Source organism: Gammaproteobacteria bacterium (assembly GCA_034522055.1).
GTDB lineage: Bacteria > Pseudomonadota > Gammaproteobacteria > JAABTG01 > JAABTG01 > JAABTG01.
Genome location: JAXHLS010000006.1, coordinates 880,574 through 905,600, shown reverse-complemented (window position 1 = coordinate 905,600; position 25,027 = coordinate 880,574). Strand labels below are relative to the sequence as shown.

The 25,027-nt window shown below is 66.2% G+C and carries 20 protein-coding genes; 11 read left to right on the top strand and 9 right to left on the bottom strand.

What is annotated here, in order from left to right; all coding sequences use genetic code 11:
• Positions 1-19: 19 nt before the first annotated feature.
• The 5 genes from ribBA to glyA are packed head-to-tail and all read right to left on the bottom strand — an operon-like array spanning position 20 to position 4,754.
• Complete coding sequence (gene ribBA / locus U5S82_22950; GenBank protein ID MDZ7754424.1) at positions 20-1,132, bottom strand: bifunctional 3,4-dihydroxy-2-butanone-4-phosphate synthase/GTP cyclohydrolase II; 1,113 nt, start codon at positions 1,130-1,132, stop codon at positions 20-22.
• Positions 1,133-1,145: 13 nt separating this feature from the next.
• Positions 1,146-1,802 carry a riboflavin synthase gene (locus U5S82_22945; protein MDZ7754423.1) on the bottom strand — a complete coding sequence of 219 codons (657 nt, stop codon included), beginning with the start codon at positions 1,800-1,802 and terminating at the stop codon, positions 1,146-1,148.
• Positions 1,803-1,813: 11 nt separating this feature from the next.
• Positions 1,814-2,941, bottom strand: coding sequence for a bifunctional diaminohydroxyphosphoribosylaminopyrimidine deaminase/5-amino-6-(5-phosphoribosylamino)uracil reductase RibD (gene ribD, locus U5S82_22940; protein ID MDZ7754422.1), 1,128 nt, complete (start codon positions 2,939-2,941; stop codon positions 1,814-1,816).
• Positions 2,942-2,975: 34 nt separating this feature from the next.
• Entirely contained in the window at positions 2,976-3,479 is a 504-nt protein-coding gene (gene nrdR / locus U5S82_22935) for a transcriptional regulator NrdR (GenBank protein ID MDZ7754421.1), read from the bottom strand.
• Positions 3,480-3,497: 18 nt separating this feature from the next.
• Entirely contained in the window at positions 3,498-4,754 is a 1,257-nt protein-coding gene (gene glyA, locus U5S82_22930; GenBank protein MDZ7754420.1) for a serine hydroxymethyltransferase, read from the bottom strand.
• 368 nt (positions 4,755-5,122) lie between these two features.
• Here glyA and ettA point away from each other — a divergent pair, with 368 nt between their 5' ends.
• From ettA to hrpA, 6 genes are all read left to right on the top strand, one after another.
• Positions 5,123-6,790: an energy-dependent translational throttle protein EttA gene (ettA, locus tag U5S82_22925; GenBank protein MDZ7754419.1), complete on the top strand. Its 1,668-nt coding sequence runs from the start codon at positions 5,123-5,125 to the stop codon at positions 6,788-6,790.
• 107 nt (positions 6,791-6,897) lie between these two features.
• Entirely contained in the window at positions 6,898-7,236 is a 339-nt protein-coding gene (locus tag U5S82_22920; protein ID MDZ7754418.1) for a TraR/DksA family transcriptional regulator, read from the top strand.
• A gap of 10 nt (positions 7,237-7,246) precedes the next feature.
• Entirely contained in the window at positions 7,247-8,164 is a 918-nt protein-coding gene (locus tag U5S82_22915; protein ID MDZ7754417.1) for an ATP-binding protein, read from the top strand.
• Entirely contained in the window at positions 8,157-8,726 is a 570-nt protein-coding gene (locus tag U5S82_22910) for a hypoxanthine-guanine phosphoribosyltransferase (GenBank protein ID MDZ7754416.1), read from the top strand. Before U5S82_22915 ends, U5S82_22910 begins: the two co-directional genes overlap by 8 nt.
• On the top strand, positions 8,723-9,478 hold the full coding sequence (locus U5S82_22905) for an S-methyl-5'-thioinosine phosphorylase (GenBank protein ID MDZ7754415.1): 756 nt from the start codon (positions 8,723-8,725) through the stop codon (positions 9,476-9,478). Before U5S82_22910 ends, U5S82_22905 begins: the two co-directional genes overlap by 4 nt.
• Positions 9,479-9,497: 19 nt before the next feature.
• A complete protein-coding gene (gene hrpA / locus U5S82_22900) occupies positions 9,498-13,448 on the top strand; it encodes an ATP-dependent RNA helicase HrpA (protein ID MDZ7754414.1) in 3,951 nt (1,316 codons plus the stop codon).
• Positions 13,449-13,825: 377 nt separating this feature from the next.
• Here the strand turns inward: hrpA and U5S82_22895 are convergent, their stop codons facing one another.
• A complete protein-coding gene (locus U5S82_22895; GenBank protein ID MDZ7754413.1) occupies positions 13,826-14,302 on the bottom strand; it encodes a DUF2939 domain-containing protein in 477 nt (158 codons plus the stop codon).
• Positions 14,303-14,617: 315 nt separating this feature from the next.
• On the opposite strand from U5S82_22895, the gene U5S82_22890 reads away from it, so the two are divergent.
• The gene (locus tag U5S82_22890; GenBank protein ID MDZ7754412.1) at positions 14,618-16,429 is read left to right on the top strand and encodes an AMP-dependent synthetase/ligase; all 1,812 of its coding nucleotides are present in this window, start codon (positions 14,618-14,620) and stop codon (positions 16,427-16,429) included.
• A 1-nt stretch (position 16,430) separates the two neighbouring features.
• Here the strand turns inward: U5S82_22890 and U5S82_22885 are convergent, their stop codons facing one another.
• From U5S82_22885 to U5S82_22875, 3 genes are all read right to left on the bottom strand, one after another.
• Positions 16,431-17,816 (bottom strand): outer membrane protein transport protein, encoded by a 1,386-nt coding sequence (locus U5S82_22885; protein ID MDZ7754411.1) that lies wholly within the window; start codon positions 17,814-17,816, stop codon positions 16,431-16,433.
• A gap of 283 nt (positions 17,817-18,099) precedes the next feature.
• Entirely contained in the window at positions 18,100-18,738 is a 639-nt protein-coding gene (locus U5S82_22880; GenBank protein ID MDZ7754410.1) for a tetratricopeptide repeat protein, read from the bottom strand.
• Between the two features lie 18 nt (positions 18,739-18,756).
• Complete coding sequence (locus U5S82_22875; GenBank protein MDZ7754409.1) at positions 18,757-18,996, bottom strand: hypothetical protein; 240 nt, start codon at positions 18,994-18,996, stop codon at positions 18,757-18,759.
• A 261-nt stretch (positions 18,997-19,257) separates the two neighbouring features.
• Between U5S82_22875 and U5S82_22870 the strand changes: the two genes are divergently transcribed.
• The 4 genes from U5S82_22870 (at position 19,258) to gyrA (ending at position 25,010) form a co-directional block, all read left to right on the top strand.
• Positions 19,258-19,761, top strand: a complete 504-nt coding sequence (locus U5S82_22870) for a DUF302 domain-containing protein (protein ID MDZ7754408.1) — start codon at positions 19,258-19,260, stop codon at positions 19,759-19,761.
• Between the two features lie 598 nt (positions 19,762-20,359).
• Positions 20,360-21,382, top strand: coding sequence for a GGDEF domain-containing protein (locus tag U5S82_22865; protein ID MDZ7754407.1), 1,023 nt, complete (start codon positions 20,360-20,362; stop codon positions 21,380-21,382).
• A 70-nt stretch (positions 21,383-21,452) separates the two neighbouring features.
• Positions 21,453-22,172, top strand: coding sequence for an SDR family NAD(P)-dependent oxidoreductase (locus U5S82_22860; GenBank protein MDZ7754406.1), 720 nt, complete (start codon positions 21,453-21,455; stop codon positions 22,170-22,172).
• A gap of 270 nt (positions 22,173-22,442) precedes the next feature.
• Positions 22,443-25,010 (top strand): DNA gyrase subunit A, encoded by a 2,568-nt coding sequence (gyrA, locus tag U5S82_22855; GenBank protein ID MDZ7754405.1) that lies wholly within the window; start codon positions 22,443-22,445, stop codon positions 25,008-25,010.
• Positions 25,011-25,027 lie beyond the last annotated feature (17 nt).

The following is a 25,027-nucleotide window of genomic DNA, read 5'->3' as shown; positions in this document are numbered from 1 at the left end:
TGCTTCTTTGTCGGCGGGTCTATTCCGTGACGTATTCCACCACCTCGAGGCCGAAGCCGGAGATGGCGCGCATGTGGCGCGGCGCCGACAGGACCCGCATGCGGCGTACCCCTGCGTCGGCGAGGATCTGGGCGCCGATGCCGTAGGTACGCAGATCCGTGGTCTTCTTCTCGTGGACAGGATGTTCCTCGCCCCGGTCATCCGCTTCGTAACGGCGCACCCGGTTGATGATCTCGGCCGGGGATTCCTGATGGCGCAGCACCACCAGCACGCCCTTGCCCTCCCGGGCGATGCGGCCCATGACGTCGTCCAGGGGCCAGCCGCAGTCGGAGCGGCGGCTCAGGGTGAGGTCGCACAGGGTGTCCTGGACATGGACTCGTACCAGCACCGCCTCGTCGGCGGCGATGTCCCCCATCACCAGGGCCAGATGGGTGACGTCGTCGATGGAATCCTGGTAGGCGTGGAGCGTGAAATCCCCGTGACGGGTGGGCAACTCGCAGGACCCCACCCGCTCCACGGTCTTCTCGTTCAGGGTGCGATAATGGATCAGATCGGCGATGGTGCCGATCTTGAGGCCGTGCTGCTCGGCGAAGACCTCCAGGTCCGGGCGCCTCGCCATGGTGCCGTCCTCCTTCAACACCTCGACGATGACCGCCGCCGGCTCGCCGCCGGCGAGGCGCGCCAGGTCGCAGCCGGCCTCGGTGTGGCCGGCGCGGGTGAGGACGCCGCCGGGCTGCGCCATGAGGGGGAAGATGTGACCCGGCTGCACCAGGTCCGAGGGCCGCGCGTTGGGGGCCACCGCCGCGCGGATGGTGGTGGCGCGATCGGCGGCGGAGATGCCGGTGGTGACCCCCGTGGCCGCCTCGATGGAGACGGTGAAGGCGGTGCCATGGGGGGCGGCGTTGTCCCGTACCATGAGGGGCAGTTGCAATTGCTCGCAGCGTTCGCGGGTGAGGGTCAGGCAGATGAGCCCGCGGCCGTGGGTAGCCATGAAGTTGATATCTTCGGGGCGCACCGCCGAGGCAGCCATGATGAGATCTCCCTCGTTTTCCCGGTCCTCGTCGTCAATGAGGATGACCATGCGGCCGCGGCGGATGTCTTCGATGATCTCTTCTGCGCTATTGAGGGGCATGGGACTCTTTCGGTTAGCGGCCGAAGCCGTGGCGGGCAAGGAACTCCCGGGTCAAAGCGGTGGCGGGATCGGCCGCCTCGTCGCCCAGCAGCAGGCGCTCGAGATAGCGGGCGATGACGTCCACCTCCAGGTTCACCGGGTCCCCCGTTCGCAGGCCGCCGAGGGTGGTCTGGGCCAGGGTGTGGGGCACGATGTTGAGTTCGAAGGCGGCCCCCGCCACGGCGTTGACCGTGAGGCTGACGCCATCGACGCAAATGGAGCCCTTGGTGGCGATGTAGCGGGCGAGGGGGGCGGGGGCGCCGACGGTCATACGCACGGAGCGGCCATCTTGCCGGCGTTCCTTGAGTTCGCCTACGCCGTCCACGTGACCACTCACCAAGTGCCCGCCCAGGGGCGTGTCCGGGGTCAGGGCCAGTTCCAGGTTCACCTCATCGCCGGGGCGCAGGCCGCCCATGGTGGTCTTCGCCAGGGTCTCGCCGGAGACATCGGCCACGAAACCGTCCCCCGGCAGGGCCACCGCCGTGAGGCACACCCCACCGGTGGCGATGCTGTCGCCGATGGCGAGGCGCCCCAGGGGCAGCTTGTGGGTGCGGATGTGCAGGCGCGCGTCGCCCCCCCGCCGTTCGAGGGCCGCCACGCGGCCGATGTCCTGGACGATGCCGGTGAACACGCGGCGGCCTGCTATCGGGGGTCCCGGTTCACCGGGATCGCCGTGATGCGCCAGTCGTCGCCCACCGCCCGCAGGTCGGTGATATCCAGGCGGATGCTGTCCTCCATGCGGTCCATCTCCGGGGTGCGGAACAGGCCGCGGGCCTTGTCGCCCATGAGTACCGGCGCCATATAGACCACCAGTTCGTCCACCAGCCCGGCGCATACCATGGCGCCGCTGAGGATGGCGCCCGTCTCCAGCAGCACCTCGTTGACCTCCAGCTTGGCGAGGTGGCGTAACACCGCGGGCAGGTCCACGTGGTCCGGACTGCCGGGGAAGCGGATGACCTGGGCACCGGCCTTGGTGAGGATCTCCATGATGTCCTCGTCGTCGGCGGTGGTGGCGATGAGGGTCTCACCCGGCTGGGCGAGGATGCGCGCGTCCACCGGCGTGCTGAGACGCGGATCCACGATCACCCGCAGGGGCTGGCGCCAGCCCCCCGCGGGTTCCGGCTCACCGATATCACCGGCACGCACGTTGAGGGAGGGGTCATCCGCCAGCACCGTGCCGATGCCCGTCATGACCGCCGAGCTGCGGGCTCGCAATCGTTGCACGTCTTGGCGCGCGTCGGGACCGGTGATCCACTTGCTTTCCCCCGAGGCCATGGCGCTGCGGCCGTCCAGGCTGGCGCCCATCTTGCACCGCACGTAGGGCAGGCCGGTCTTCATGCGTTTGATGAAACCGGGATTAAGGGCCACCGCCTCGTGGGCCATGATGCCGCAGTCCACCTGGATCCCCTGTTCCCGCAGGTACTTGTTGCCGCTGCCCGCGACCAGGGCGTTGGGGTCTTCCATGGTGGTCACTACCCGCGCCACGCCGGCGTCCACCAGGGCGTTGACGCAGGGCGGCGTGCGGCCATGGTGCGCGCAGGGCTCGAGAGTGACGTAGGCGGTGGCTCCGCGGGCCCGCTCGCCCGCCTGGCCGAGGGCGTGGATCTCGGCGTGGGGCTCGCCGGCCCGCTCGTGCCAGCCTTCGCCCACCACGTCGCCGCCGTTCACCAGCACGCAACCCACCCGGGGGTTGGGGTCGGTGGTATAGAGGCCGCGCCGCGCCAATTGCAAGGCGCGGGCCATGTACTGGTAGTCATGAGAGGCTGCCATGGGTCTTTCTGCTTCGAACTCCGTGGGGCCGCTGTCAGTTGTCGTCGGGGATGAGGGGGATCTGGTGGCGGCGGGATTCCGGTGGCACCTGGCCCTCCAGGCGTTCGATCTCGTCGCGGAACTCCTGCACATCCTGGAAGCTGCGGTAGACCGAGGCGAAGCGTACATAGGCCACTTGGTCGAGGGCGCGCAGTTCCTGCATCACCCATTCGCCGAGGCGGCGGGACGGGACCTCCCGCTCGCCATGGGCGATGAGGCGGCGCTTGATGTGGCTCAGGGCCAGTTCCACGTCTTCACTCTCCACCGGCCGTTTCTCCAGGGCACGCTCGATACCCGCTCGCAGCTTGTCCTCGTTGAAGGCCTCGCGATCGCCGCTCTGCTTGATCACCTTGGGGAGGCTGAACTCCACCGTCTCGTAGGTGGTGAAGCGTTCCCGGCAGCTGGTGCACTCGCGACGCCGGCGCACCTGGTCGCCCTCACCCACCAGGCGCGAATCCACTACCCGGGTCTCGTCCGTGCCGCAAAAGGGGCAGCGCATGGGGCGTGGGCCGGCGCGTCAGGAGCCGTAGACAGGGAAGCGCCGGCACAGGGCCTGCACCTGCTCCCTCACCGTTGCGATGGCGGCCTCGTCGCCCCGCGCGTCGATGACGTCGCACATCCAGGCGGCCAGGGTGCGACTCTCCTCGGCACCGAAGCCGCGAGTGGTGATGGCCGGAGTGCCCACGCGGATCCCCGATGTGACGAAGGGGGACTGGGGATCGTTGGGCACGGCGTTCTTGTTCACCGTGATGTGAGCCGCGTCGAGCCAGGCATCCACGTCCTTGCCGGTGAGACCGCTGTCGATGAAGCTCACCAGGAACAGGTGGTTGTCGGTGCCCTTCGACACCACGTCATGGCCGCGTTCCATGAACACCGCAGCCATCTGGCGGGCATTCTCCACCACCTGCTGCTGATAGGCCTTGAACTCCGGGTCCATGGCCTCCTTGAAGGCCACCGCCTTGGCGGCGATGACATGCATCAGCGGGCCGCCCTGGGTACCGGGAAACACCAGGGAGTTCAGCTTCTTCTCCAGGTCGGGGTTGGCACGGGCGAGGATGATGCCGCCGCGGGGACCACGCAGGGTCTTGTGGGTGGTGGAGGTGGTGACATCCGCGATGGCCACCGGGCTGGGGTAGACGCCGGCCGCCACGAGGCCGGCCACGTGGGCCATGTCCACCAGCAGCCAGGCGCCCACCTCGTCGGCGATGTCACGGAAGCGCTGCCAGTCGACCACCCGGGAATAGGCGGAGAAGCCGGCGATGATCATCTTGGGCCGGTGCTCGCGGGCCAGTCGCTCGACCTGCTCGTAGTCGATCTCGCCGGTGGCGGCCACCAGGCCGTACTGCACGGCGTTGTAGATTTTGCCGGAGAAGTTGGGCTTGGCGCCGTGGGTGAGATGGCCGCCGTCCGCCAGGCTCATGCCGAGCACGGTGTCGCCGGGTTGGCACAAGGCCATGAACACGGCGGCATTGGCCTGGGAGCCGGAGTGGGGCTGCACGTTGGCGTAGTCGGCGCCGAACAGCTCCTTGGCCCGCTGCACCGCCAGGTCCTCGGCCACGTCCACGTATTCGCAGCCACCGTAGTAGCGCTTGTGGGGGTAGCCTTCGGCGTATTTATTGGTAAGCACCGTGCCCTGGGCCTCCATGACCCGCGGGCTGGCGTAGTTCTCCGAGGCGATGAGTTCGATGTGTTCTTCCTGACGACGCTCTTCGTCGCGAATGGCGTGGGCCAACTCGTCGTCGTAGCCGGCGATGGTCATATTCTTGTCAAACATGGGATATGAATGTCCTGGTCGATTGATGCGCTGGCCCAGTCATGGGCCATCAGGTAAGGCCGAATTATTTGACCTTTATCTGGCGCGCAAACTTAAACCATGCATATTATCAGATGCACCCCATGGTATGTACTTGGCCCCTGCGGGTGATTTTGCGCGGCGCGGTGGAGCCCCCCGCCCCCGGTGATCCCCGGGGGCGCCGCTCAAGCCATTGCTGAAGGGATGCGACTCGCCGAAGCCGTAACGGGCGAGGGCGGGGCCCGCGGTGACGTGGACGGTGTTCATGTGTTATTTCTCGCGGGTGCATTCATTCATGGCCGAACCAGTATAATGCCGGGTTCGATTCAAACCAGGTCCGAAAGATAACCATGGCGCAATACGTTTACACCATGAACCGTGTGGGCAAGGTGGTGCCCCCGAAACGTGAGATATTGAAAGACATCTCCCTGTCCTTTTTCCCCGGCGCCAAGATCGGGGTGCTGGGCCTGAACGGCTCCGGCAAGTCCACCCTGCTGCGCATCATGGCCGGCATCGACACCGATATCGAGGGCGAGGCCCGGCCGCAGCCGGGGATCAACATCGGCTATCTGTCCCAGGAGCCCGACCTCGACCCGGCCAAGGACGTGCGGGGCAACGTGGAGGATGGTCTGCGGGAGGTCAAGGATGCCATGACGCGGCTGGACGAGGTCTACGCGGCCTACGCCGAGCCCGATGCCGATTTCGATGCCCTGGCCGCGGAGCAGGCACGCCTGGAGAATGTGATTCAGGCGGCAGATGCCCATAATCTGGACCGCAAGCTCGAAGTAGCCGCCGACGCCCTGCGCCTGCCCCCCTGGGAGGCGGACGTCACCAGGCTGTCGGGCGGCGAACGCCGGCGGGTGGCGCTGTGCCGGCTGCTGCTGTCGGCGCCGGACATGCTGCTGCTGGACGAGCCTACCAACCACCTGGACGCCGAGTCCGTGGCGTGGCTGGAGCAGTTCCTCCACGACTACCCGGGGACCGTGGTGGCGGTGACCCATGATCGCTATTTTCTGGACAACGTGGCGGGCTGGATCCTGGAACTGGATCGGGGCCATGGGATCCCCTGGCAGGGCAACTATTCCTCGTGGCTGGAACAGAAGGAGAAGCGCCTGGAGCAGGAGGCGAAACAGGAGAGCGCCCGGGTGCGCACCATGAAGCACGAGCTGGAATGGGTGCGTTCCAACCCCAAGGGTCGCCACGCCAAGAGCAAGGCGCGCCTGGCCCGCTTCGACGAACTCCAGTCCCAGGATTTCCAGAAGCGCAACGAGACCAACGAGATCTACATCCCGCCGGGCCCGCGCCTCGGCGATGTCGTGGTCGAGGCCGAGGGCCTGTCCAAGCGTTATGGCGAGCGCCTGCTCTACGACGACCTCTCCTTCGACCTGCCCCCCGGCGGCATCGTCGGGGTCATCGGCCCCAATGGCGCGGGCAAGACCACCCTGTTCCGCATCATCACCGGCCAGGAGCAGCCGGACAGCGGTGAGCTGCGCATCGGCGACACGGTGAAACCCGCCTACGTGGATCAGAGCCGGGACGCCCTGGATGGCGCCAAGACGGTGTGGGAAGAGATCTCCGAGGGCCAGGACATCATCACCGTGGGCAGCTACGAGGTGCAGTCCCGGGCCTACCTCGGCCGCTTCAATTTCAAGGGCCCGGACCAGCAGAAGCGGGTGGGGGATCTGTCGGGGGGCGAGCGCAATCGCGTGCACCTGGCCAAGGTGCTGCGGGAGGGCGGCAACCTGCTGCTGCTGGACGAGCCCACCAACGACCTGGATGTGGAGACTCTGCGCGCCCTCGAGGAGGCGCTGTTGACCTTCCCCGGCTGTGCCGTGGTCATCTCCCATGATCGCTGGTTCCTGGACCGCATCGCCACCCATATCCTGTCCTTCGAGGGCGACAGCCGGGTGGAATGGTTCGAGGGCAACTTCGCCGACTACGAAGAGGACAAGAAACGCCGCCTCGGCGAGGAGTCCGTGCAACCCCACCGCATCCGCTACAAGGCCATCGACCGCTGACGCTGCCATGGAGAGGAACAGTCCCTACGCATTCTCTGTGCCTCCGTGGCTGCGTGAGAGAAAACGCCTTTCAACCCACCGCGTGGGGTTGCCCGCAGGGTGTGGTCATGGGTAACGAACTGGACCTCGGACACTTCCGGGCGCTGTTGGAGGCGCGCCGGGAGGAATTATTGCGGGATAGCGAAGGGGCCGCGGCCGCCGCCGATACGGTGGAGCTGGATCAGACCCGCCAGGGGCGGCTGTCACGCATGGATGCCATGCAGCAGCAGGCCATGGCCAAGGCCACCAACCAGCGCCGGGGCGGGGAGCTGCAGCGCATTGCGGCGGCCCTGAAACGCATCGACGACGGCGACTATGGCGTGTGCGTGGTGTGTGACGAACCCATTGCCGCGGGCCGCCTGGAGGTGAATCCCACGGCCACCCGGTGCATCCGGTGCGCCGAATGAGGGCGCGTTGATGGGCGATGGTCACAAGCGCCGGCGCGCCGTGCTGAAGAGGCTGGAGCGGCTGCTGGACAGGGCCGAGGTCCTGTTGCCGGCCGCCCCTGACGGCGTCCTGGAGGAGGATGTGTGGGCGTGGCGCTGGCGTCGCCAGGGCGGCATCGGCGGTCTCAGGGTCGTGCGCCATCTCCATGACATCGGCCTCGCCGAGCTCCATGGCGTTGAACGCCAGAAGATCCTGCTGGAGCGCAACACTCGCCAGTTCCTGGCCGGCCTGCCGGCCAACAACGCCCTGCTGTGGGGTGCCCGCGGCACCGGCAAGTCCTCCCTGGTGAAGGCGCTGCTCAACGCCTACGGCAATGCGGGCCTGCGGGTGGTGGAGGTGGACCGGGAGGAACTGGCGGATCTGCCGGAGATCATCGACCTGCTCCAGGGCCGGCCCGAGCGCTTCATCATCTTCAGCGACGACCTCTCCTTCGAGCAGGGCGACGCCAGCTTCAAGGCCCTGAAGGGGATCCTGGATGGTTCCGTCGCGGCGGTGCCGTCGAACGTGCTCATCTATGCCACCTCCAACCGCCGTCACCTGGTGCCGGAATATTTCGCGGAGAACGACCAGGCCCGCAACGTGGATGGCGAGATCCACCATGGTGAGGCGGTGGAGGAGAAGATCTCCCTGGCGGAGCGCTTCGGCCTGTGGTTGTCCTTCTATCCCTTCGACCAGGACACCTACCTCGGGATCGTGGCGGGCTGGCTCGAGACCCTGGGTTTCGAGGACCCGAATCCCGAACTCACCCGCCGGGAGGCCCTGCGCTGGGCCCTCGGGCGGGGATCCCGCAGCGGCCGCGCCGCCCAGCAGTTCGCCCGCGACTGGGTGGGCCACCATGGCCTGGAGGGGCCCGGAGCACCCCCTATGGAGGAATCGCCCCATGACTGACGACCCCGCCCGTCCCACCCCCGAGCACATCATGCGGGTGGAGGTGGATGCCGAACTCATCCATTCCGCGGACGACGTGGCCCTGGCTCTGGACCGCATGGCCCGGGAGGTCACGGCGGAGTTGGCCGAGGACAACCCCCTCATGCTGGCGGTGATGATCGGCGGCGTGGTGCCCTTCGCCGAACTCACCCTGCGCCTCGGCTTTCCCCTGGAGATGGATTACATCCACGCCACCCGCTACCGCGACGACGTCAAGGGCGGCGAACTCCACTGGCGCGCCCGCCCCGCCAAGTCCCTGGCGGGACGCCACGTGGTGGTAGTGGACGATATTCTCGATGAAGGCCTGACCCTGGCCGGGATCCTGCGCTACTGCCGCGACGAGGGGGCCGCCAGCGTGCGCTCGGCGGTGCTGGTGGACAAGCGCCATGACCGCAAGGACGGTATCCCGCGGGCGGACTTCACGGGCCTGGAGGCACCCGATCGCTATGTCTTCGGCTTCGGCATGGATTATCGCGGCTATCTGCGCAACGCCCGGGGCATCTACGCGGTGAGGGGCCTATGAACGACACACCCCTGCTGGCCATCATCGGCGGCACCGGCCTCACCAGCCTCAAGGGCCTGAAGCTGACTCGCCGCGAGGCCGTCAACACCCCCTTCGGCGAGCCCTCGGGGCCCCTCGTCCACGGCCTGATGAGCGATCGCCGGGTGGTGTTCCTGGCCCGCCACGGCTATGGCAGCACCATCCCGCCCCACCGGGTCAACTACCGTGCCAACCTGTGGGCCCTGCACCACTGCGGCGTCGGCAACGTGGTGGCGGTGAATGCGGTGGGAGGGATCCGCGCGGACCTGGCTCCCGGCGGCCTGGTAATCCCGGATCAGATCATCGACTACACCTTCTCACGCAAGCATACGTTTTTCGAGGAAGGCCTGAACCACGTGGTCCACGTGGACTTCACCCATCCCTACTGCGCCGCCCTGCGCCGCGCCCTGCTGGCGGGCGGCCGCGCCGGCGGGGTGCCGGCGGCAGACGGTGCCACCTATGGCGCCACCCAGGGACCGCGGCTGGAGACGGCGGCGGAGGTGGACCGCCTGGAGCGGGACGGCTGCGACGTGGTGGGTATGACCGGCATGCCCGAGGCCGCTCTGGCCCGGGAGCTGGGGTTGTGTTACGCCTCGTGCAACGTGGTGGCCAATGCCGCCGCGGGGCGGGGCGGTGATACCATCACCATGGCGGAGATCGAAGAGAACCTGAACCAGGGCATGGGACGGGTGCGCACCCTGCTGGAATACACCATCCCTCTCATCGAGACCTGAGGGTCTCCGCTGGCGCGACGTGACGGGCGACGACAGGGCAGAAGCGCGGGCGGTGGACCCGGAGGACCCCGACTGGGCCGGCCTGGATGACGCCATCGCAGGGTGCCTGTTGCGGGACGTGCCCGCCTTCGACAGGCGCATCCAGGGGCTGCGACGCCGCCGACGCCAGGGCCGGCCCTGGGACCGCGGCCTGGCCGCCCTCCGGGCCGATATGGCGCGTTCCAGCGCAGCGGTGGCCCGCCGGCGCGCCGCCCTGCCGCCTCTGCGCTATCCCGAGGATCTGCCGGTCTCCGCCGCACGCGCGGAACTGGTGGCGGCCATCCGCGCTCACCCGGTGGTGGTGGTGTGTGGCGACACCGGGTCCGGCAAGTCCACCCAGTTGCCCAAGCTGTGTCTGGAGGCCGGACTCGGGGTGCGGGGCCTGGTGGGCCATACCCAGCCCCGGCGCATCGCCGCCCGCAGCCTGGCGTTGCGCATCGCCGAGGAACTCGATACCCGGGTGGGGGAGGGGGTGGGGTTCAAGGTGCGCTTCCACGACCGCGTGGGGGCGGATGGCCATATCAAGCTTATGACCGACGGCATCCTGCTGGCCGAGACCCAGGGCGACCCCGACCTGCTGCAGTACGAGGCCCTCATCCTGGACGAGGCCCACGAGCGCAGCCTCAACATCGATTTCCTCCTCGGTTACCTCAAGGGGCTGCTGGCGCGCCGCCGGGACCTCAAGGTGATCATCACCTCTGCCACCATCGATCCCGATCGCCTGTCCCGGCACTTCGACGACGCCCCCGTAGTCCAGGTGGAGGGGCGCAGCCATCCCGTGGAGGTGCGTTACCGGCCCCTGGGACGCAGTGACGGGGAGGATGAAGGTCGGGACTACACCCAGGGGGTGGTGGAGGCGGTGGACGAGTTGTCCCGGGAGGGCCCGGGGGACGTGCTGGTATTCCTGCCCGGCGAGCGCCAGATCCGGGATGCCGAGGAAGCCCTGCGCAAGCACCATCCCGCGGGGGTGGAGATCCTGCCCCTGTATGCCCGCCTGTCCGTCGCCGAGCAGGCCCGCGTCTTCGCCATCGGCCGCAAGCGGCGCATCGTGCTCGCCACCAACGTGGCCGAGACCTCCCTCACGGTACCGGGGATCCGCTACGTGGTGGACGAGGGCCGCGCCCGCGTCAGCCGTTACAGCCATCGCAGCAAAGTGCAGCGGCTGCCGGTGGAAGCGGTGTCCAGGGCCTCGGCCGACCAGCGCAAGGGGCGCTGCGGGCGCCTCGGACCGGGGATCTGCATCCGGCTCTACGACGCGGCTGATTACGAGGCGCGTCGGGAGCACACCGAGCCCGAGATCCAGCGCACGAACCTGGCCGCCGTGATCCTCCAGATGGCGGCCCTGGGCCTGGGGCGGGTGGAGGACTTTCCCTTCGTGGACCCGCCCGATGGCCGTTACATCCGCGACGGCTACCGGCTGCTGGAGCAGCTCCAGGCCATGGATCGCGCCAAGGGTCTCACCGCCCTCGGCCGGCGCCTGGCGCGCCTGCCCCTGGATCCCAAGCTGGGGCGCATGATCCTGGCGGCCCAGGAGGGTGGCGGCCTGCGGGAGCTGCTCATCATCACCAGCGCCCTGTCGGTGCAGGATCCCCGGGAGCGTCCCCGGGATAAGCGTGCCGCCGCCGATGCCCTGCACCGGGAGTCGGCCGATCCGCGCTCCGAGTTCCTGTCCTACGTGGGCCTGTGGGACTTCTACCACGAACAGGCCCGCCACCTGTCCCGCAACAAGCTGCGGGCCCTGTGCCGGGAACGTTATCTGAACGCCTCGCGCATGCGTGAGTGGCACGATGTCCATCAACAGGTGCTGGGCCTGCTCCACGATCAGGGGGTGCAGGTGGAGGCGGCGGAGGCGGACTATGAGACCGTCCACCGGGCCGTGCTCACGGGCCTGCTGGGCAACATCGGCTTCAAGGAGCGGGACGAACGCTACCAGGGTGCCCGCAACACCACTTTCCAGATCCATCCCGGCACCCTGCTGGGCAAACGCCGGCCCAAGTGGGTGGTGGCGGGGGAGCTGGTGGAGACCAATCGCATCTACGCCCGGGTGGTGGCCCAGGTGGAGCCCCCCTGGATCGAGGCGGCGGGGGCCCACGAGGTGCGCCGCCGTTACCACGACCCCCACTTCGAGCCCCGTGCCGGCCGCGTGATGGCCTTCGAACGGGTCACCCTCTTCGGCCTGCCGCTGGCCAGCGGGCGGCGGGTGGACTACCAGTCCATCGATTCGCCCGAGGCCCGCGCCATCTATATCCGCGAGGCCCTGGTGGCGGGGGGCTACCGGGGACGGGGCGCCTTCGCGGCCCACAACCGGCTGCTGGTGACGGAGCTGGAAGAGCTGGAGCACAAGTCCAGGCGCCGGGATATCGTGGTCACGCCGGAGCGTCTGTTCGAGTTCTTCGACGCCCGGGTGCCGGCCGACGTGGCCAGCAACCGTGCCCTGGACCGCTGGCTCGGGACAAAGAACGGCGGCGGTTCCCGGGCCCTTCACCTCTCCCGCGAGGACCTGGTCGAAGCCATGCCGGAGGGAGTGGATGCCCGGCGTTTCCCGGAATACCTCGAGGTGGATGGCCAGCGTCTGCCCCTGACCTACCGCCACGCGCCCGGCGCCGAGGAGGACGGAGTGACCCTGGAACTGCCCCTGCCCCTGCTCAACCGGGTCGATACCGAGGGGGTGCGCTGGCTGGTGCCGGGGCTGTTCCGGGAACTCCTGGAGCAGCTGCTGCGGGCCCTGCCCAAGCACTATCGCAAGCGTTTCGTGCCGGTGCCGGATTTCGCCCGCGCCGCGGCGGATGCCCTGCCCTGGGGCCAGGGACCCCTGGGCCCGGCCCTGGCCGCGGAGCTCAAACGCATGACCGGTACCGAGGTGCCCGAAGAGGAATGGCGTTGGGACGGCCTGCCGGACCACCTGCGCATGCGTTTCAAGCTGGTGGACGAAGACGGCGGGACGCTGGATACGGGGCGCGACCTCGCCGTCCTCAAGGCCCGCTGGGCCGACCGGGCCTCGGCGGCCTTCGGTGGCCGGGGGCCGGCGGGCTGGGGGCGGGAGGACATCACCCACTGGGATTTCGGCGACCTCCCGGAGGTAGTGGAGGAGGTACGGGGCTCCCTGACCCTAAGGGGCTATCCCGCCCTGGTGGATCGCGGTGACCGCGTGGCCCTGCGGCTGTTCGACCGCGCGGCGACCGCCCATCAGGAACACCGCCGCGGGCTGCGGCGGCTCTTCGCCCTGCGCTTCGCGCCCCAGCTCAAGCAGGCGGCGCGGCGCATCGGGGACCGGGAACAGATGTGCCTGCTGTACGCGGCCCTGGGTACCACCCGCCACGCCGCCGATTGCGACGAGTTGCGCACGGCCCTGGTGCTGGCGGCGGTGGAGCGCACCTTCATGGCGGAGGGGACGGCGGTGCGCAGCCAGGCCGAGTTCGAGCGCCGGGCGAGCGCCGGTCAGGGGCGGCTGGTCAAGCATCTCGAGGATACCGGGGCGATGGTAGTGGAGATCCTGCGCCTCGCGCGCGAGGTGGCACTAGCCATCGACGACATGCCCCGCTCCGCCATGGAAGACGCGCGGCGAGACCTCCGGGGCCAGTTGGAGGGCCTGGTGTATCCCGGTTTCCTGCTTCATACCTCGGCCCGTTGGCTGGGGCATCTGCCCCGTTTCCTGCATGCCATGAAAGTACGGACCCAGCGGCTGCTGCAACAGCCGGACCGCGATAGCCGACTCGGCGCCCGCCTGACTCCCCTGGAGTCTCGTTACCTGGCCCTGCGTGAGCGCGAGGCGACGACCCCGGGCCATGGTGCGGATGTCGCCGAAACGCGCTGGCTGCTGGAGGAACTGCGAGTATCCCTGTATGCCCAGGAGTTGAAGACCAGCGTGCCGGTGTCCATCAAGAAGCTGGAAAGGCGCCTGGACGAACTGGAGCTGGGGCTGTCGGGCTGAAGCCCGACCTACTAAAAGCGTAAAAGCGTAACCGCGAAAGACGCGAAATGACGCGAAAAGGGAGAAGGTCAGGGAGGAGTGGCAGTTTGAAAAGGCGCAGCGGATCCACCGTTTCGGCGTCAGCAGAGCAGACGCACGGGTGGTAATCTTTTCTCCTTTCCCATTTCCCCTGGGGAGAAGGACAGAAGCGCCAGGGGTCAGCCTGGAGGTCGGGATTCATCCCGACATTAAACCCTGCCGCACGCACCACGGGCCGGGTGGGAATGCACCGCAGGCTGTCGGGCTGAAGCCCGACCTACAGCCCGACCTACAGAGATAGCACCACCGCCCGTTCCAGCGGCACGGATGTAGGTCGGGATTCATCCCGACATTAAAGCTCAGTCGTAGATCCCGGTCAGGTACCAGCGCCACTCCCGCCGTTCGAAACGCAGGTGGGTGGGTCCCTCACCCAACTCGCCCAGACGCACCAGGAACTGGTTGGGTCCCTCGAAGAAGGCGAAATCGATGCTCTGGAGCAGGCCGCTCACGTCGTTGACCCGGGCCTCCAGCAGGCGCTGGCGCACCCAGACGGGGTCGATATCCCCGCTGCCGCCTCTGTCCCGGACCCAGCGGGCGCCCCGTTTGACCATGTCCGACAGGGTCCCCTCCTGCCCGACCGTGTTGTCGATGCGATTCTCCAGGTGCCATTCCAACTGCGCCGTGCGATGGCGCTGCACCGCCTCCAAGTCCACCAGGGCGCGGATGGTGCCCGTATTATCCTCTGCCACGGCGGTGTCCAGCCGGTAGACGTGGAGGTAGGGCCAGGCGCCATAGGCCAGGGCCGCAACCAGCAGGAGGGAAAAAAGGAAACGCATGATCGATAATCTCTCGCGGTCAGCAGGGGCATGAGAGGAGCACCCGCACGGGGAGCATCAGGATAGCAGTTTTTCGATGCGGATATCGGGCGCCGGGAGAACTCCGCCATGTCTGTGCCAACCCCTGAGTACCCTCGACTGCGCCCTGATGAGCACGACATGCCGGGTCGTCTAGGCTTCACGGAAGTGCAATAGGGCAACGCCCGTGGGATACTTCGGGCGGTATTCGACTGCCGCCGTCCGTGGCCCCAACGGCCGGCGTTCCGTCCGAACCTGGCGAAGCCGTTCTGACAACCCTGACGAGACCAGTGCCCAATGAAGGACGTGATCGATCCTCAGGAAGTGCTCACCCTCGAGCGGTTGTTCCTCGAGCGGGTCCGGCGTAGCCCTGCCGGGGCGGCCTACCGCTATTTCCAGAAATCGACCGGCCAATGGCAACAGATCACTTGGCGCGGGGCCTTCGACGAGGTGTGCCGCTGGCGCGCGGCGCTCGCGGCAGAGGGCCTGAACCGCGGCGATCGCGTGGCGGTGGCCCTGCGTAACTGTCCAGACTGGGTGTACTTCGATATCGCGGCCCTCAGCCTCGGCCTGGTGGTCGTGCCGCTCTACACGGATGACCGCCCGGAGAATACGGCATATATCCTTGAGGATGCTCAGAGCAGAGTATTGCTGATCCAGGACGCCAAATTCTGGACGCGCCTGGCGCCTGCCGTGCATGGGGATTCGCCGCTGCAGCGGGTGTTGCTGCAGCAGGGAGGTCAGGACAGCGGAGCAGAAGAGGATTCGAGGGTCCGGTCGGTGCAGGAGTGGCTGCCCGGCGAGGCCGATGCCTGGACCTCAGAGTCGGCGGACGGCAATGAGCTGGCCTCCATCGTTTATACCTCCGGCACGACCGGCAGACCCAAGGGGGTCATGCTCAGTCATATGAACATGATGTCCGTGGCCTACGGCGGATTACAATTGGTGGATGTGGATACCGAGGACCTGTTCCTGTCCTTCCTGCCCCTGTCCCATACCCTGGAACGGACCGGCGGCTATTATCTGCCCATGATGGCGGGGTCCTGCGTAGCCTACTCCCGTTCCATCGCCCAGCTGGCCACCGACCTGCAGCAGATACGGCCAACCTTGATGATCGCGGTGCCGCGGATCTTCGAGCGGGTCTATGGCCGCATTCAGCAGCAGATGAAGGACAAAGGTACGCTGGCCCGCCGCCTGTTCGACCTCACCGTGGCCGTGGGCTGGCGGCGTTTTTGCTACCAGCAGGGACGACAGGGATGGACCCCGTCCCTGTTGGCATGGCCGCTGTTGGAGAAGCTGGTGGCCGGCAAGGTGACGGGTAAGCTGGGCGGGCGCCTGCGGCTGGCCGTGAGCGGTGGGGCGCCGCTGAATGATACGGTGGCCCGGATGTTCATCTCCCTCGGCGTCCCCATCCTCCAAGGCTACGGTCTGACCGAGACCAGCCCCGTGATCAGCGTGAATGCCCTGGAGGATAACGAGCCGCGCAGTGTCGGGGTGACGCTGCCAGGGATCCAGGTGCGCGTCGGCGACAGTGATGAGTTGATAGTGCGCGGCCCGGGTGTCATGTTGGGTTATTGGAACAACGATCAATGGACCCGTGAGATGATCGACGAAGACGGTTGGCTCCACACCGGCGATCAGGCGCGCATCGAGAACGGCCACATCTATATCACTGGTAGAATCAAAGACATCCTGGTCCTGTCCAACGGCGAAAAGGTGCCGCCTGGGGACATGGAGAGTGCCATCTGCCTGGATGAACTCTTCGACCAGGCGATCATCATCGGCGAAGGCCGGCCCTTCCTCAGCGCCATCGTGGTGCTCAATCCGGATGCCTGGCGTGAATTCGCGGCCGCGCACGGTTTTGCGACGGACGACCCCAAGGCCGTCGAGGATCCCAAGGCCCATCAATTGGTAGTGAAACGGGTCGCGGCGCAGTTGAAGGACTTCCCCGCCTATGCCCGGGTCCGCAAGGTGCTCCTGACCCTGGAGCCCTGGACCATCGATTCGGGACTGCTCACGCCCACCATGAAGGTCAAGCGGAATCTCGTGCTGGAGCGTTTCGCGGATGAAGTCGAGGAGGTCTACGAAGAGGGGGCGGTGGGGCGCTGAATCAGAAGGTCCAGTTGAGCTGGGCGCTCAGGATATCCACTTCCGACTCGAACTCGCCCTCTAGCACGTGGCCCGTGGTGGCGTTCGTCAGCCGGATCTTGCGATCCGGCATGAACAGATGGGCGTAGCCCACGTCCAGGTTGATGGACGGGGTGGCCGCGAAGCTGAAGCCGGCGGTCACCCAGGTGCGGTCCTCGTCCGGGATGCGCGGGCTCACCCGGTCATTGCGTTTGGCCGCCGCCTGGTCGTAGGCGACACCGAAGCGCCATGTCCACGTGGGTGAGGGGGTGTAGGTCATGCCCAGGGCGACGCGGAAGGAATTGTCCCAGTCCTCTTCTATCACCAGATTCGGGGCGCCGTTATCGAATTCCACCACCAGGCTGTCGAAACGGCTCCAGCGGGTCCAGGTGATGTCCCCCATGAGGGACCAGCGGTCGCTCAGTTGCTGGAAGCTGGAGATGGATACGATCTCCGGCAGAGTGAGGTCGGCGCTGGCCCCACTGTCCGAGAGCACGGTGGGAAGGGCGTTCACGGCGTTACGGAAGCTTGCGGCGGCGGCCGCGTCGGGCAGCCGGTAGTCGGCAGAGCCATCCAGTTCCAGTTCCACCTTGGAGCGGTAGGAGAGGCCGATACGGGTCCGTGAGTCAGGCTGGAACAGCACGCCGACGTTGAAGCCGTAGCCCCAGTCGTCGCCCTCAAGCTTGACGCGGCTGTCCACCGTCGCGTTGGCCGGCCCGCCCAGCGCACCGCAGGTGCCAGAGGTCACGCCAGAGACGCCTTGCTGGAGCAGGCCGCCGCACACCCCGAAGTTGTCGATGGCGTTGGAGAACTCCTTGAGGTCCCCGTGCAGGGCGCTGACTCCCAGCCCCACCGACCAGCGCGGTGTCACCTGGAAGGCCACCGAGGGGTTGATGTTCACGGTGCGCAGGTCGCTTTCCAGGGCGTGGTAGCGGCCCTGCCAGCCGTCGTCGTAGTCGGTGGACAGCCCGAAGGGCACCGTGATGCCGAGACCCGCGGTCCAGCGATCATCGATGGCGTGGGAGTAGAAGAGATTGGGCACCACCGCGTTCACACCACCGTCGCCGCCATCGCCGCCCTCAAGCGACGCTCCACCGGCGGTTTGGGAATTGCTGTCCTTGAACTTCGTGGAGGGCAGGATGACATGGGCGCCGCCCAGAAACTGGGAATTGCCGAGGCGCGTCATGCCGGCCGGGTTGGCGTAGATGGTGGAGGCATCCTCGGCACTGGCGGCACCGCCGGCCAGGGCATTGCCCAAGCCACTGACGCTGTATTCGAACAACATGAAGCCCGCAGCGCAAGCCTGCTGGCTGCCCACGGCCAGGACCCCGGCGACCCAGAGGGCCGTGATTCGTTTGATGGTGGCCATGCGGTCCTGCTCTCCGTTGGTGTCAACCTGATCTTTAAAACGTGAAAGTCGCGAAGCACGAACTCCCCTCTCCCTCTGGGAGAGGGATGGGGTGAGGGAACGAGCATGGCGATACGCGCTCCTCTTTCATCATCTCGGGCGGCGCGTATCGCCATGAGCCCGTATCGCCATAAGAATTAACTGGCTTGCAACCCGATTAATTCTAAAGCTTTTTATCATCGAATGGCCCGGGCGGCAACGGCCCAGCGAGGCGTTGTCATCGGGGCGGGAGTTTAACCCGCATTCACAGGGCGTGTCCCATGCCGCCGGTGGACGGGCCCGTCGCATCGGGCGCGGCGTCACTCAGCATGGCGCGCTGGGCCTCAGCCAATTGCTCGGGCGACATCTCCCGGGTCAGGGACTCCAATACCTGGCCGGCGTTCTCGGCGCCGTTGACCACCGCCAGAGACAGCCATTGGTAGGCCAGGACGTAGTCCTTTTCGATGCCATACTCGTCCTTCATGAGCAACTGCCCCAGGGCGAGTTGCGCCGGCCCGAATTGTTGCTGGGCGCTGCGCTGGTACCCGTCCAGCATGCGGACCGGATCCGCCGCTACCCCGTATCGTCCCCAGCGATACATGGCGCCCACGGTGTATTGATCCCGAGCCCGGCCGGCCTCTGCCGCCCGCAGGTACCAGCGCCCAGCCTCGGCGTCATCCTGGGGCACGCCGTAGCCGTTGGCGCACAGCCAGCCCATAAGAGACTGGGCCTCCGCCAGTCCCTGGGCGGCGGCGCGGCCCAGCCAGCGGGCCGCCTCGATGTAGTCCAGGGCTACTTCGTCGGCGTTGGCATACATGACGCCGAGCCGGAACTGGGCCTGGGTATTGCCCTGTTCCGCCGCGCGGGTGAGCAGGGCGACAACTTGCTGCATGTCTTCAGCCATGGTGGCCGGCCCCGGGGCTCAGGCGTCTTCTCCCAGGGGCCGCGGCTCCCGGGTCTCGGACATCAGGCCCACGGCCTCGTCGGTGTTGCGGGCATGGATGATGCGCAGGGTGTAATCGGCATCCGCGGGCAGTGCGGCACGAAGCCTGCGGACTTCTTCCCGGGCCGGACGATAGGCGGCGAATTCGGCCACCCGATCGAAGTCTTTGCCGGGGCGTTGTTGGTAGATGTAGTAGGGCATGGTTTGGTTCTCACTCATGGTCAGGAAACGGCCACCGCAGCACATGGCCGGCGGCCCGTGATGGCCTGCGGATAGCACTGCCGCCACCCCGAATTCCCGATGGAAGACAGGGTTTTAGTGTCTCCCTTTCGATGTGGGAAATAAAACCCATGGATGGAAAGTCAATAGCTTTGCACCCTGCGGGCCCTATGTTCTAATGACCGCCCGCCGCGCGCCCTGGGTACAGGGCAATCTTTGAATCACCAGAGGAGCAAGCATTCTATGAAAAGATTATTGTCTATGGTCTTTATGATGGCACTCGCATCCGCGGGTCCAGTAGCCGCCGATAGCGGATCGGCCCAGGGCATGCCGGAGGGCATGCAGGCCTTCGATATCAACCAGACGGTGCTCAAGGTGCCCCTGGCGGAGGACGTGTCCGCGGACGATGCCATCGATGCCCTGCAATCCAAGGCCATCGCCCTGAATATGAAGTTCGTCGCCCACCAACCCCTGTCCAAGGAACTCGAGGCCCGCGGCGTCGACTCGGGACGTCTCGAGATCTTCCAGTTCTGCAACCCCAGCGACGCCCACAAGATGGTGACCCATAACATCATCTTCGCCGCCTACATGCCGTGTCGCATCGCCCTGGTGGAGGATGGTGACGGCCGGATGTGGCTGATGATGATGAACCTCGACATGCTTATCAACGCCGCGCCTCTCCCACCCGATGTCATGGAAGTGGCGGAGAGCGTGAACGATACCTTGAAGGCCATCATGTACGCAGGCGCCAACGGCGAGTTCTGATTCCGCTCACATAGCCTCCGGACCATTGCACATGCACAGGGAAGTGCCATGGCACGGCGTGTTTGCAGGCTTTATCTGCCCCGTTGAGTTGCCACCCCTGCCAGTGAAGGCGCTTCCTTTGTCGGGCTGAAGCCCGACCTACGCAACACACCCCACCGCCCATTCCTTTGGCACGGATGTAGATACTCCGTTTCCTGTCAAACAGTCTGTAGGTAGGTTGCTCTCGGCAACCGACCTACGCCTCTGTCCTTCTCCCTTTTCGCGTCATTTCGCGTCTTTCGCGGTTACGCTTTTTGTAGGTCGGGATTCATCCCGACATTCAACCTGCTGATTTCTTGGCGTTCCTGGCGTCTTGGCGAGAAGAAATTCTTCTCACTACACCCACGAATTCTGCTGACGAGCCAAAAGGTTTTGCGGCGGATGTCCCATACCGGGCGTGAAACGTGTCAAGTTTTTCCCAATGCTTCCGACACACTCTTAGTTATTGGTCGTTCCCGGGAACGGAAGGGCAGGCAATGTGCCCCGAATGGGGATGCCACTGCGACGCCGGGGGGGGCGGCGGTGGCAACGGTGACGAGGAGCGGAGGCGGCACTTCATATGTTGTACAAGGAATCACGGGACCTCAGTGCCGAGTGTCTGCGCTTGGTCCTGCCCATCATCTCGCGCAACGGTCTGGCGGCGAACCCCGTCAATTACACCGTCTGCTATGAGTACGTCACGGGCATCAACCCGAAGCTGAAACAGGCTTTCGACGACCTGCTGTCCAAGGACGAACTGGACGACGATGCCATGGAGCAGCTTTACCTGTGCCATGTGTCACCCTGCAACATCGACCACATCCAGTCCGTGGAGGACCAGATGGGGGCGGTCCTCACGGACGTCACTGAATCGGTGCGGGAGGCCAACAATCAGGCCTCTTTCCTCAACAGCTCCATCAGCAACTGCCGCGAGCGTCTGGCGCCCAATATCACCATGGACGAGTTGCGCACGGTGGTGGATGGCCTGGCCAGCGATACCCATTCGGTGAAGATGGCCAATGAAATGCTCCAGAGCCAGTTGTCGGCCACCATGCGGGAGGTGGAGGATCTGCGCCAGGAACTCGACAAGGCCCGCATGGAGGCTCTCACGGATCCCCTCACCGGCCTCATCAACCGCAAAGGGCTTGCGGACGCCCTGGACCAGGCTCTCGCCGCCTGTTCCGACGGAAGCCCTCAGCCCATCTGCCTGCTGATGCTCGATATCGATGAATTCAAGGACGTCAACGACAACTACGGTCACCTGTTCGGTGACAAGGTCATTCGCATGGTGGCCAAGACCATCGCGGATAATATCAAGGGCAAAGATACCGCCGCCCGCTATGGCGGTGAGGAGTTCGCCGTGTTGCTGCAGGGGACCCATCTCGCTGGTGCCGAGAGTCTGGCCGAGACCATGCGGCTGGCCATTGGTCGCGGCAAGATAAAGCGTCTGGATACCGGTGGCTCCATCGGCAATGTCACCATCTCCATCGGCGTGGCTTGCCACAATGGCCACGAGTCCGCCCTCGACCTCATCGGCCGCGCAGATGCTGCCCTCTACCGTTCCAAGGAGACCGGCCGCAACCGGGTCACGGTCGCGCCCTGACGTCGGTTCCGATATCCCCGCGCCCTCTGGTAACCTGCGCCCTGGCTTATGACGCGAGAGAGGCAGGTCCATGGCTGAGCGCAGCAACTTCGGGTTCGAGGGCAGGAACGTGATGGTCACCGGTGCCGCCGGAACTCTGGGGCGGGCCACGGCCCGGGCCTTCCACGACGCCGGCGCCCGCCTGGCCCTGCTGGATCTCGACGAGGCGGGGTTGCGAGAGGTGGCGGGAGGGCTCGACGGCGCCCGTCCCTATGTCCTCGACATCACCGACGCGGGGGTGGTCAAGGAAGCCATGGAACGGATCCTGAATGACATGGGCCGGGTGGATATCCTGGCCAACATCGCCGGCGGCTTCGCCATGGGGCCGCTGCTCCAGGACACGGACGATGCCACCTGGCAACGCATGTTCGATCTCAACCTGCGATCCGTGTTCAACACCTGCCGTGCGGTGGTGCCCCACATGCTGGAGGCGGGTTTCGGGCGCATCATCAATGTCTCCGCCCGAGCCGCCCGGGAGGGCAAGGGTAAGATGGGACCCTACTGTGCGTCCAAGGCGGGTGTCATCACCCTCACCGAGAGCCTGGCCCGGGAGAACTGGGACTCTCCGGTCAACGTCAACTGCATCCTGCCGGGCACCATCGACACCCCGCCCAATCGGGAATCCATGCCCGATGCCGATTTCGCCGCCTGGGTGACACCGTCTGCCCTGGCGGATGTCATCCTGTTCCTGGCGGCCGAGGAGAGCCGCGCCATCAACGGCGCTGCGATCCCCGTCTACGGCCGTTCCTGATCCCTCTGCCGCCGCCCGGCGGCCTCTCGCCGGGCCGTTCAGGGGCCGGTGATTCCGTCCCCTGCCTGGCCCGGCACCCACGGATTTCAACCACTTGCGTGATCGATGGGGTGGTCCGCCCGGGGGGGCCGGGAAACAGCCAATGGTTGGGGTGTTCCCTGAAGGGAAGGCGGCGCCCAGACCGCCTGAAGTATGCTCAGACAAGGCGAAATGTGATATATTTCGCGGCTTTATTGCTGCATAGATTTGTCGCCGGAGCCCCCCAGAACCATGGTCGATTTTGCCAAAGAAGTCCTCCAGATCAACATCGAGGAGGAGATGCGCCAGTCCTACCTGGATTACGCCATGAGCGTAATCGTGGGCCGGGCCCTGCCGGATGTGCGCGACGGCCTCAAACCGGTGCACCGGCGCATCCTGTTCTCCATGCACGAGAACAACAACAGCTGGAATCGGCCCTACGTGAAATGCGCCCGCGTGGTGGGTGACGTGCTGGGCAAATACCACCCCCACGGTGACACCGCCACCTACGATGCCCTGGTGCGCATGGCCCAGGATTTCGCCATGCGCAACCCCCTCATCGACGGCCAGGGCAACTTCGGCTCCGTGGATGGCGATCCCCCGGCGGCCTACCGGTACACCGAATGTCGCATGACCAAACTCAGCACGGCCCTCCTCGAGGACATCGAGAAGGAGACCGTGGAGTTCGTGCCCAACTACGACGAGAAAGAGAAGGAACCGACGGTCCTGCCGAATCGGTTCCCCAACCTGCTGGTGAACGGCGCCACGGGCATCGCCGTGGGCATGGCGACCAACATCCCGCCCCACAACCTCGCCGAAACGGTGGACGGTGTGCTGGCCATGCTGGACAACCCGCAGATCTCCGTGGCCGAGCTCATGGAATACATCCCGGGGCCGGATTTTCCCACCGCGGGCTTCATCAACGGCGCCGATGGCATTCGCGAGGCCTACGAGACCGGGCGTGGCCGCATCTACGTGCGGGCGCGTTGCCACATCGAGGAGGTTCCCGAATCCGGGCGCCAGCGCATCGTCACTACGGAGATCCCATACCAGGTTAACAAGGCCCGCCTCCAGGAACGCGTCGCCGAGCTGGTGAAGGAGAAGAAGCTCGAGGGCATCACCGAGATCCGCGATGAATCGGACAAGGACGGCATGCGGGTGGTATTCGAGCTGCGCCGGGGCGAGATGGCGGAGGTGGTGCTCAACAATCTCTATCAGCACTCCCAGTTGCAGGTGGTGTTCGGCATCAACATGGTGGCCCTGGTGGACGGCCAGCCCCGCCTGCTCGATCTGCGGGCCCTGCTGGACGCCTTCCTCCGCCACCGCCGCGAGGTGGTGACGCGGCGCAGTGTCTTCGAGCTGCGCAAGGCCCGGGACCGGGCCCACATCCTGGAAGGGCTGGCGGTGGCCCTGGCCAACATCGACGATGTCATCGAACTCATCCGCACCTCCAGGTCGCGGGACGAGGCCAGGGAACGCCTGGTGTCCACGGTGTGGGCCCCCGGTGAGGTGGCGGCCCTGCTGGAGCGCGCCGATGCCGAGTCCACGCGGCCCGACGGCCTGGCGGAGGGCATGGGTTTCGGCGAGGCCGGCTACCGGCTGTCGATCAACCAGGCCCAGGCCATCCTGGAGTTGCGCCTCCATCAGTTGACGGCCCTGGAGCAGGACAAACTGTTCGAGGAGTACCGTGGCATCATCGGCCAGATCGTCGATCTGCTCGAGATCCTCCAGAACCCCGATCGCATGACCCAGGTGATTCGAGAGGAATTGGAGCGGGTAAGGGACGAGTACGGCAACAAGCGTCGCACCGAGATCATCGACACCCACCTGCGCCTCAGCCTCGAAGATCTCATCACGGAGGAGGAGGTGGTGGTGACCCTGTCCCACGCCGGCTACGTCAAGGCCCAGCCCGCCGGTGTCTATTCCGCCCAGCGCCGCGGTGGCAAGGGCAAGATCGCCACCTCGGTGAAGGAGGCGGACTTCGTCGACAAGATGTTCGTCGCCAACAGCCACGACACTGTATTGTGCTTTTCCAGCTCCGGCCGCGTGTACTGGCTCAAGGTCTACGAGTTCCCCCAGGCCGGGCGTTCCGCCCGTGGTATGCCCATCGTCAACCTGCTGCAGCTGGAGCAGGGCGAGCGCATCCAGACCGTGCTGCCGGTGACCGATTTCGACAGGCCCGGCTACGTGCTGCTGGCCACCGCCAAGGGTATCGTCAAGAAGACCCCCCTGAAGGACTATTCCCGTCCCCGCAGCTCCGGCATCATCGGCATCGAGCTGATGGACGACGATGCCCTGGTGGGAGCCCGCATCACGGACGGCGAGCAGGACATCATGTTGTTCAGCAGCGACGGCATGGCCATCCGCTTCGGCGAGGGCCAAGTGCGTTCCATGGGCCGCGTGTCCCGCGGCGTGCGGGGCATGCGCCTGCCCGCCGGCCAGCGCATCATCGCCATCATCATCCCCGAAGAGGGTGATATCCTCACCGTCACCGAGCATGGCTACGGCAAGCGCTCGGCCCTCGAGGAGTTCAGGGCCCAGGGGCGCGGCGGCCAGGGCCTCATCGCCATCAAGTCCAGCCCCCGCAACGGCGCCCTGGTGTCGGCCATCCAGGTGGGCGAGGACGACGAGATCATGCTCATCTCCAACGCCGGCACCCTGGTACGTATCCGTGCCGGCGAGATCTCCCGTCTCGGTCGCATTACTCAGGGCGTCAGGGTCATGAGCATGGCCAAGGGCGAGAAGCTGGTGGCGGCGGAGCGCGTGGTGGATGAGGCCGAGGTGGACCCCGCGGCCGGCGCGGACGTGACCCCTGAATGAATCCATCAAAACCCAAA

Coding starts and splice junctions, on each gene's coding strand:
- ribBA (MDZ7754424.1), bottom strand. CDS start 1,132: ATGCCCCTCAATAGCGCAGAAGAGATCATCGAAGACATCCGCCGCGGC.
- ribD (MDZ7754422.1), bottom strand. CDS start 2,941: ATGGCAGCCTCTCATGACTACCAGTACATGGCCCGCGCCTTGCAATTG.
- nrdR (MDZ7754421.1), bottom strand. CDS start 3,479: ATGCGCTGCCCCTTTTGCGGCACGGACGAGACCCGGGTAGTGGATTCG.
- glyA (MDZ7754420.1), bottom strand. CDS start 4,754: ATGTTTGACAAGAATATGACCATCGCCGGCTACGACGACGAGTTGGCC.
- ettA (MDZ7754419.1), top strand. CDS start 5,123: ATGGCGCAATACGTTTACACCATGAACCGTGTGGGCAAGGTGGTGCCC.
- U5S82_22920 (MDZ7754418.1), top strand. CDS start 6,898: ATGGGTAACGAACTGGACCTCGGACACTTCCGGGCGCTGTTGGAGGCG.
- U5S82_22915 (MDZ7754417.1), top strand. CDS start 7,247: ATGGGCGATGGTCACAAGCGCCGGCGCGCCGTGCTGAAGAGGCTGGAG.
- U5S82_22910 (MDZ7754416.1), top strand. CDS start 8,157: ATGACTGACGACCCCGCCCGTCCCACCCCCGAGCACATCATGCGGGTG.
- U5S82_22905 (MDZ7754415.1), top strand. CDS start 8,723: ATGAACGACACACCCCTGCTGGCCATCATCGGCGGCACCGGCCTCACC.
- U5S82_22895 (MDZ7754413.1), bottom strand. CDS start 14,302: ATGCGTTTCCTTTTTTCCCTCCTGCTGGTTGCGGCCCTGGCCTATGGC.
- U5S82_22890 (MDZ7754412.1), top strand. CDS start 14,618: ATGAAGGACGTGATCGATCCTCAGGAAGTGCTCACCCTCGAGCGGTTG.
- U5S82_22885 (MDZ7754411.1), bottom strand. CDS start 17,816: ATGGCCACCATCAAACGAATCACGGCCCTCTGGGTCGCCGGGGTCCTG.
- U5S82_22880 (MDZ7754410.1), bottom strand. CDS start 18,738: ATGGCTGAAGACATGCAGCAAGTTGTCGCCCTGCTCACCCGCGCGGCG.
- U5S82_22875 (MDZ7754409.1), bottom strand. CDS start 18,996: ATGAGTGAGAACCAAACCATGCCCTACTACATCTACCAACAACGCCCC.
- U5S82_22870 (MDZ7754408.1), top strand. CDS start 19,258: ATGGTCTTTATGATGGCACTCGCATCCGCGGGTCCAGTAGCCGCCGAT.
- U5S82_22865 (MDZ7754407.1), top strand. CDS start 20,360: ATGTTGTACAAGGAATCACGGGACCTCAGTGCCGAGTGTCTGCGCTTG.
- U5S82_22860 (MDZ7754406.1), top strand. CDS start 21,453: ATGGCTGAGCGCAGCAACTTCGGGTTCGAGGGCAGGAACGTGATGGTC.
- gyrA (MDZ7754405.1), top strand. CDS start 22,443: ATGGTCGATTTTGCCAAAGAAGTCCTCCAGATCAACATCGAGGAGGAG.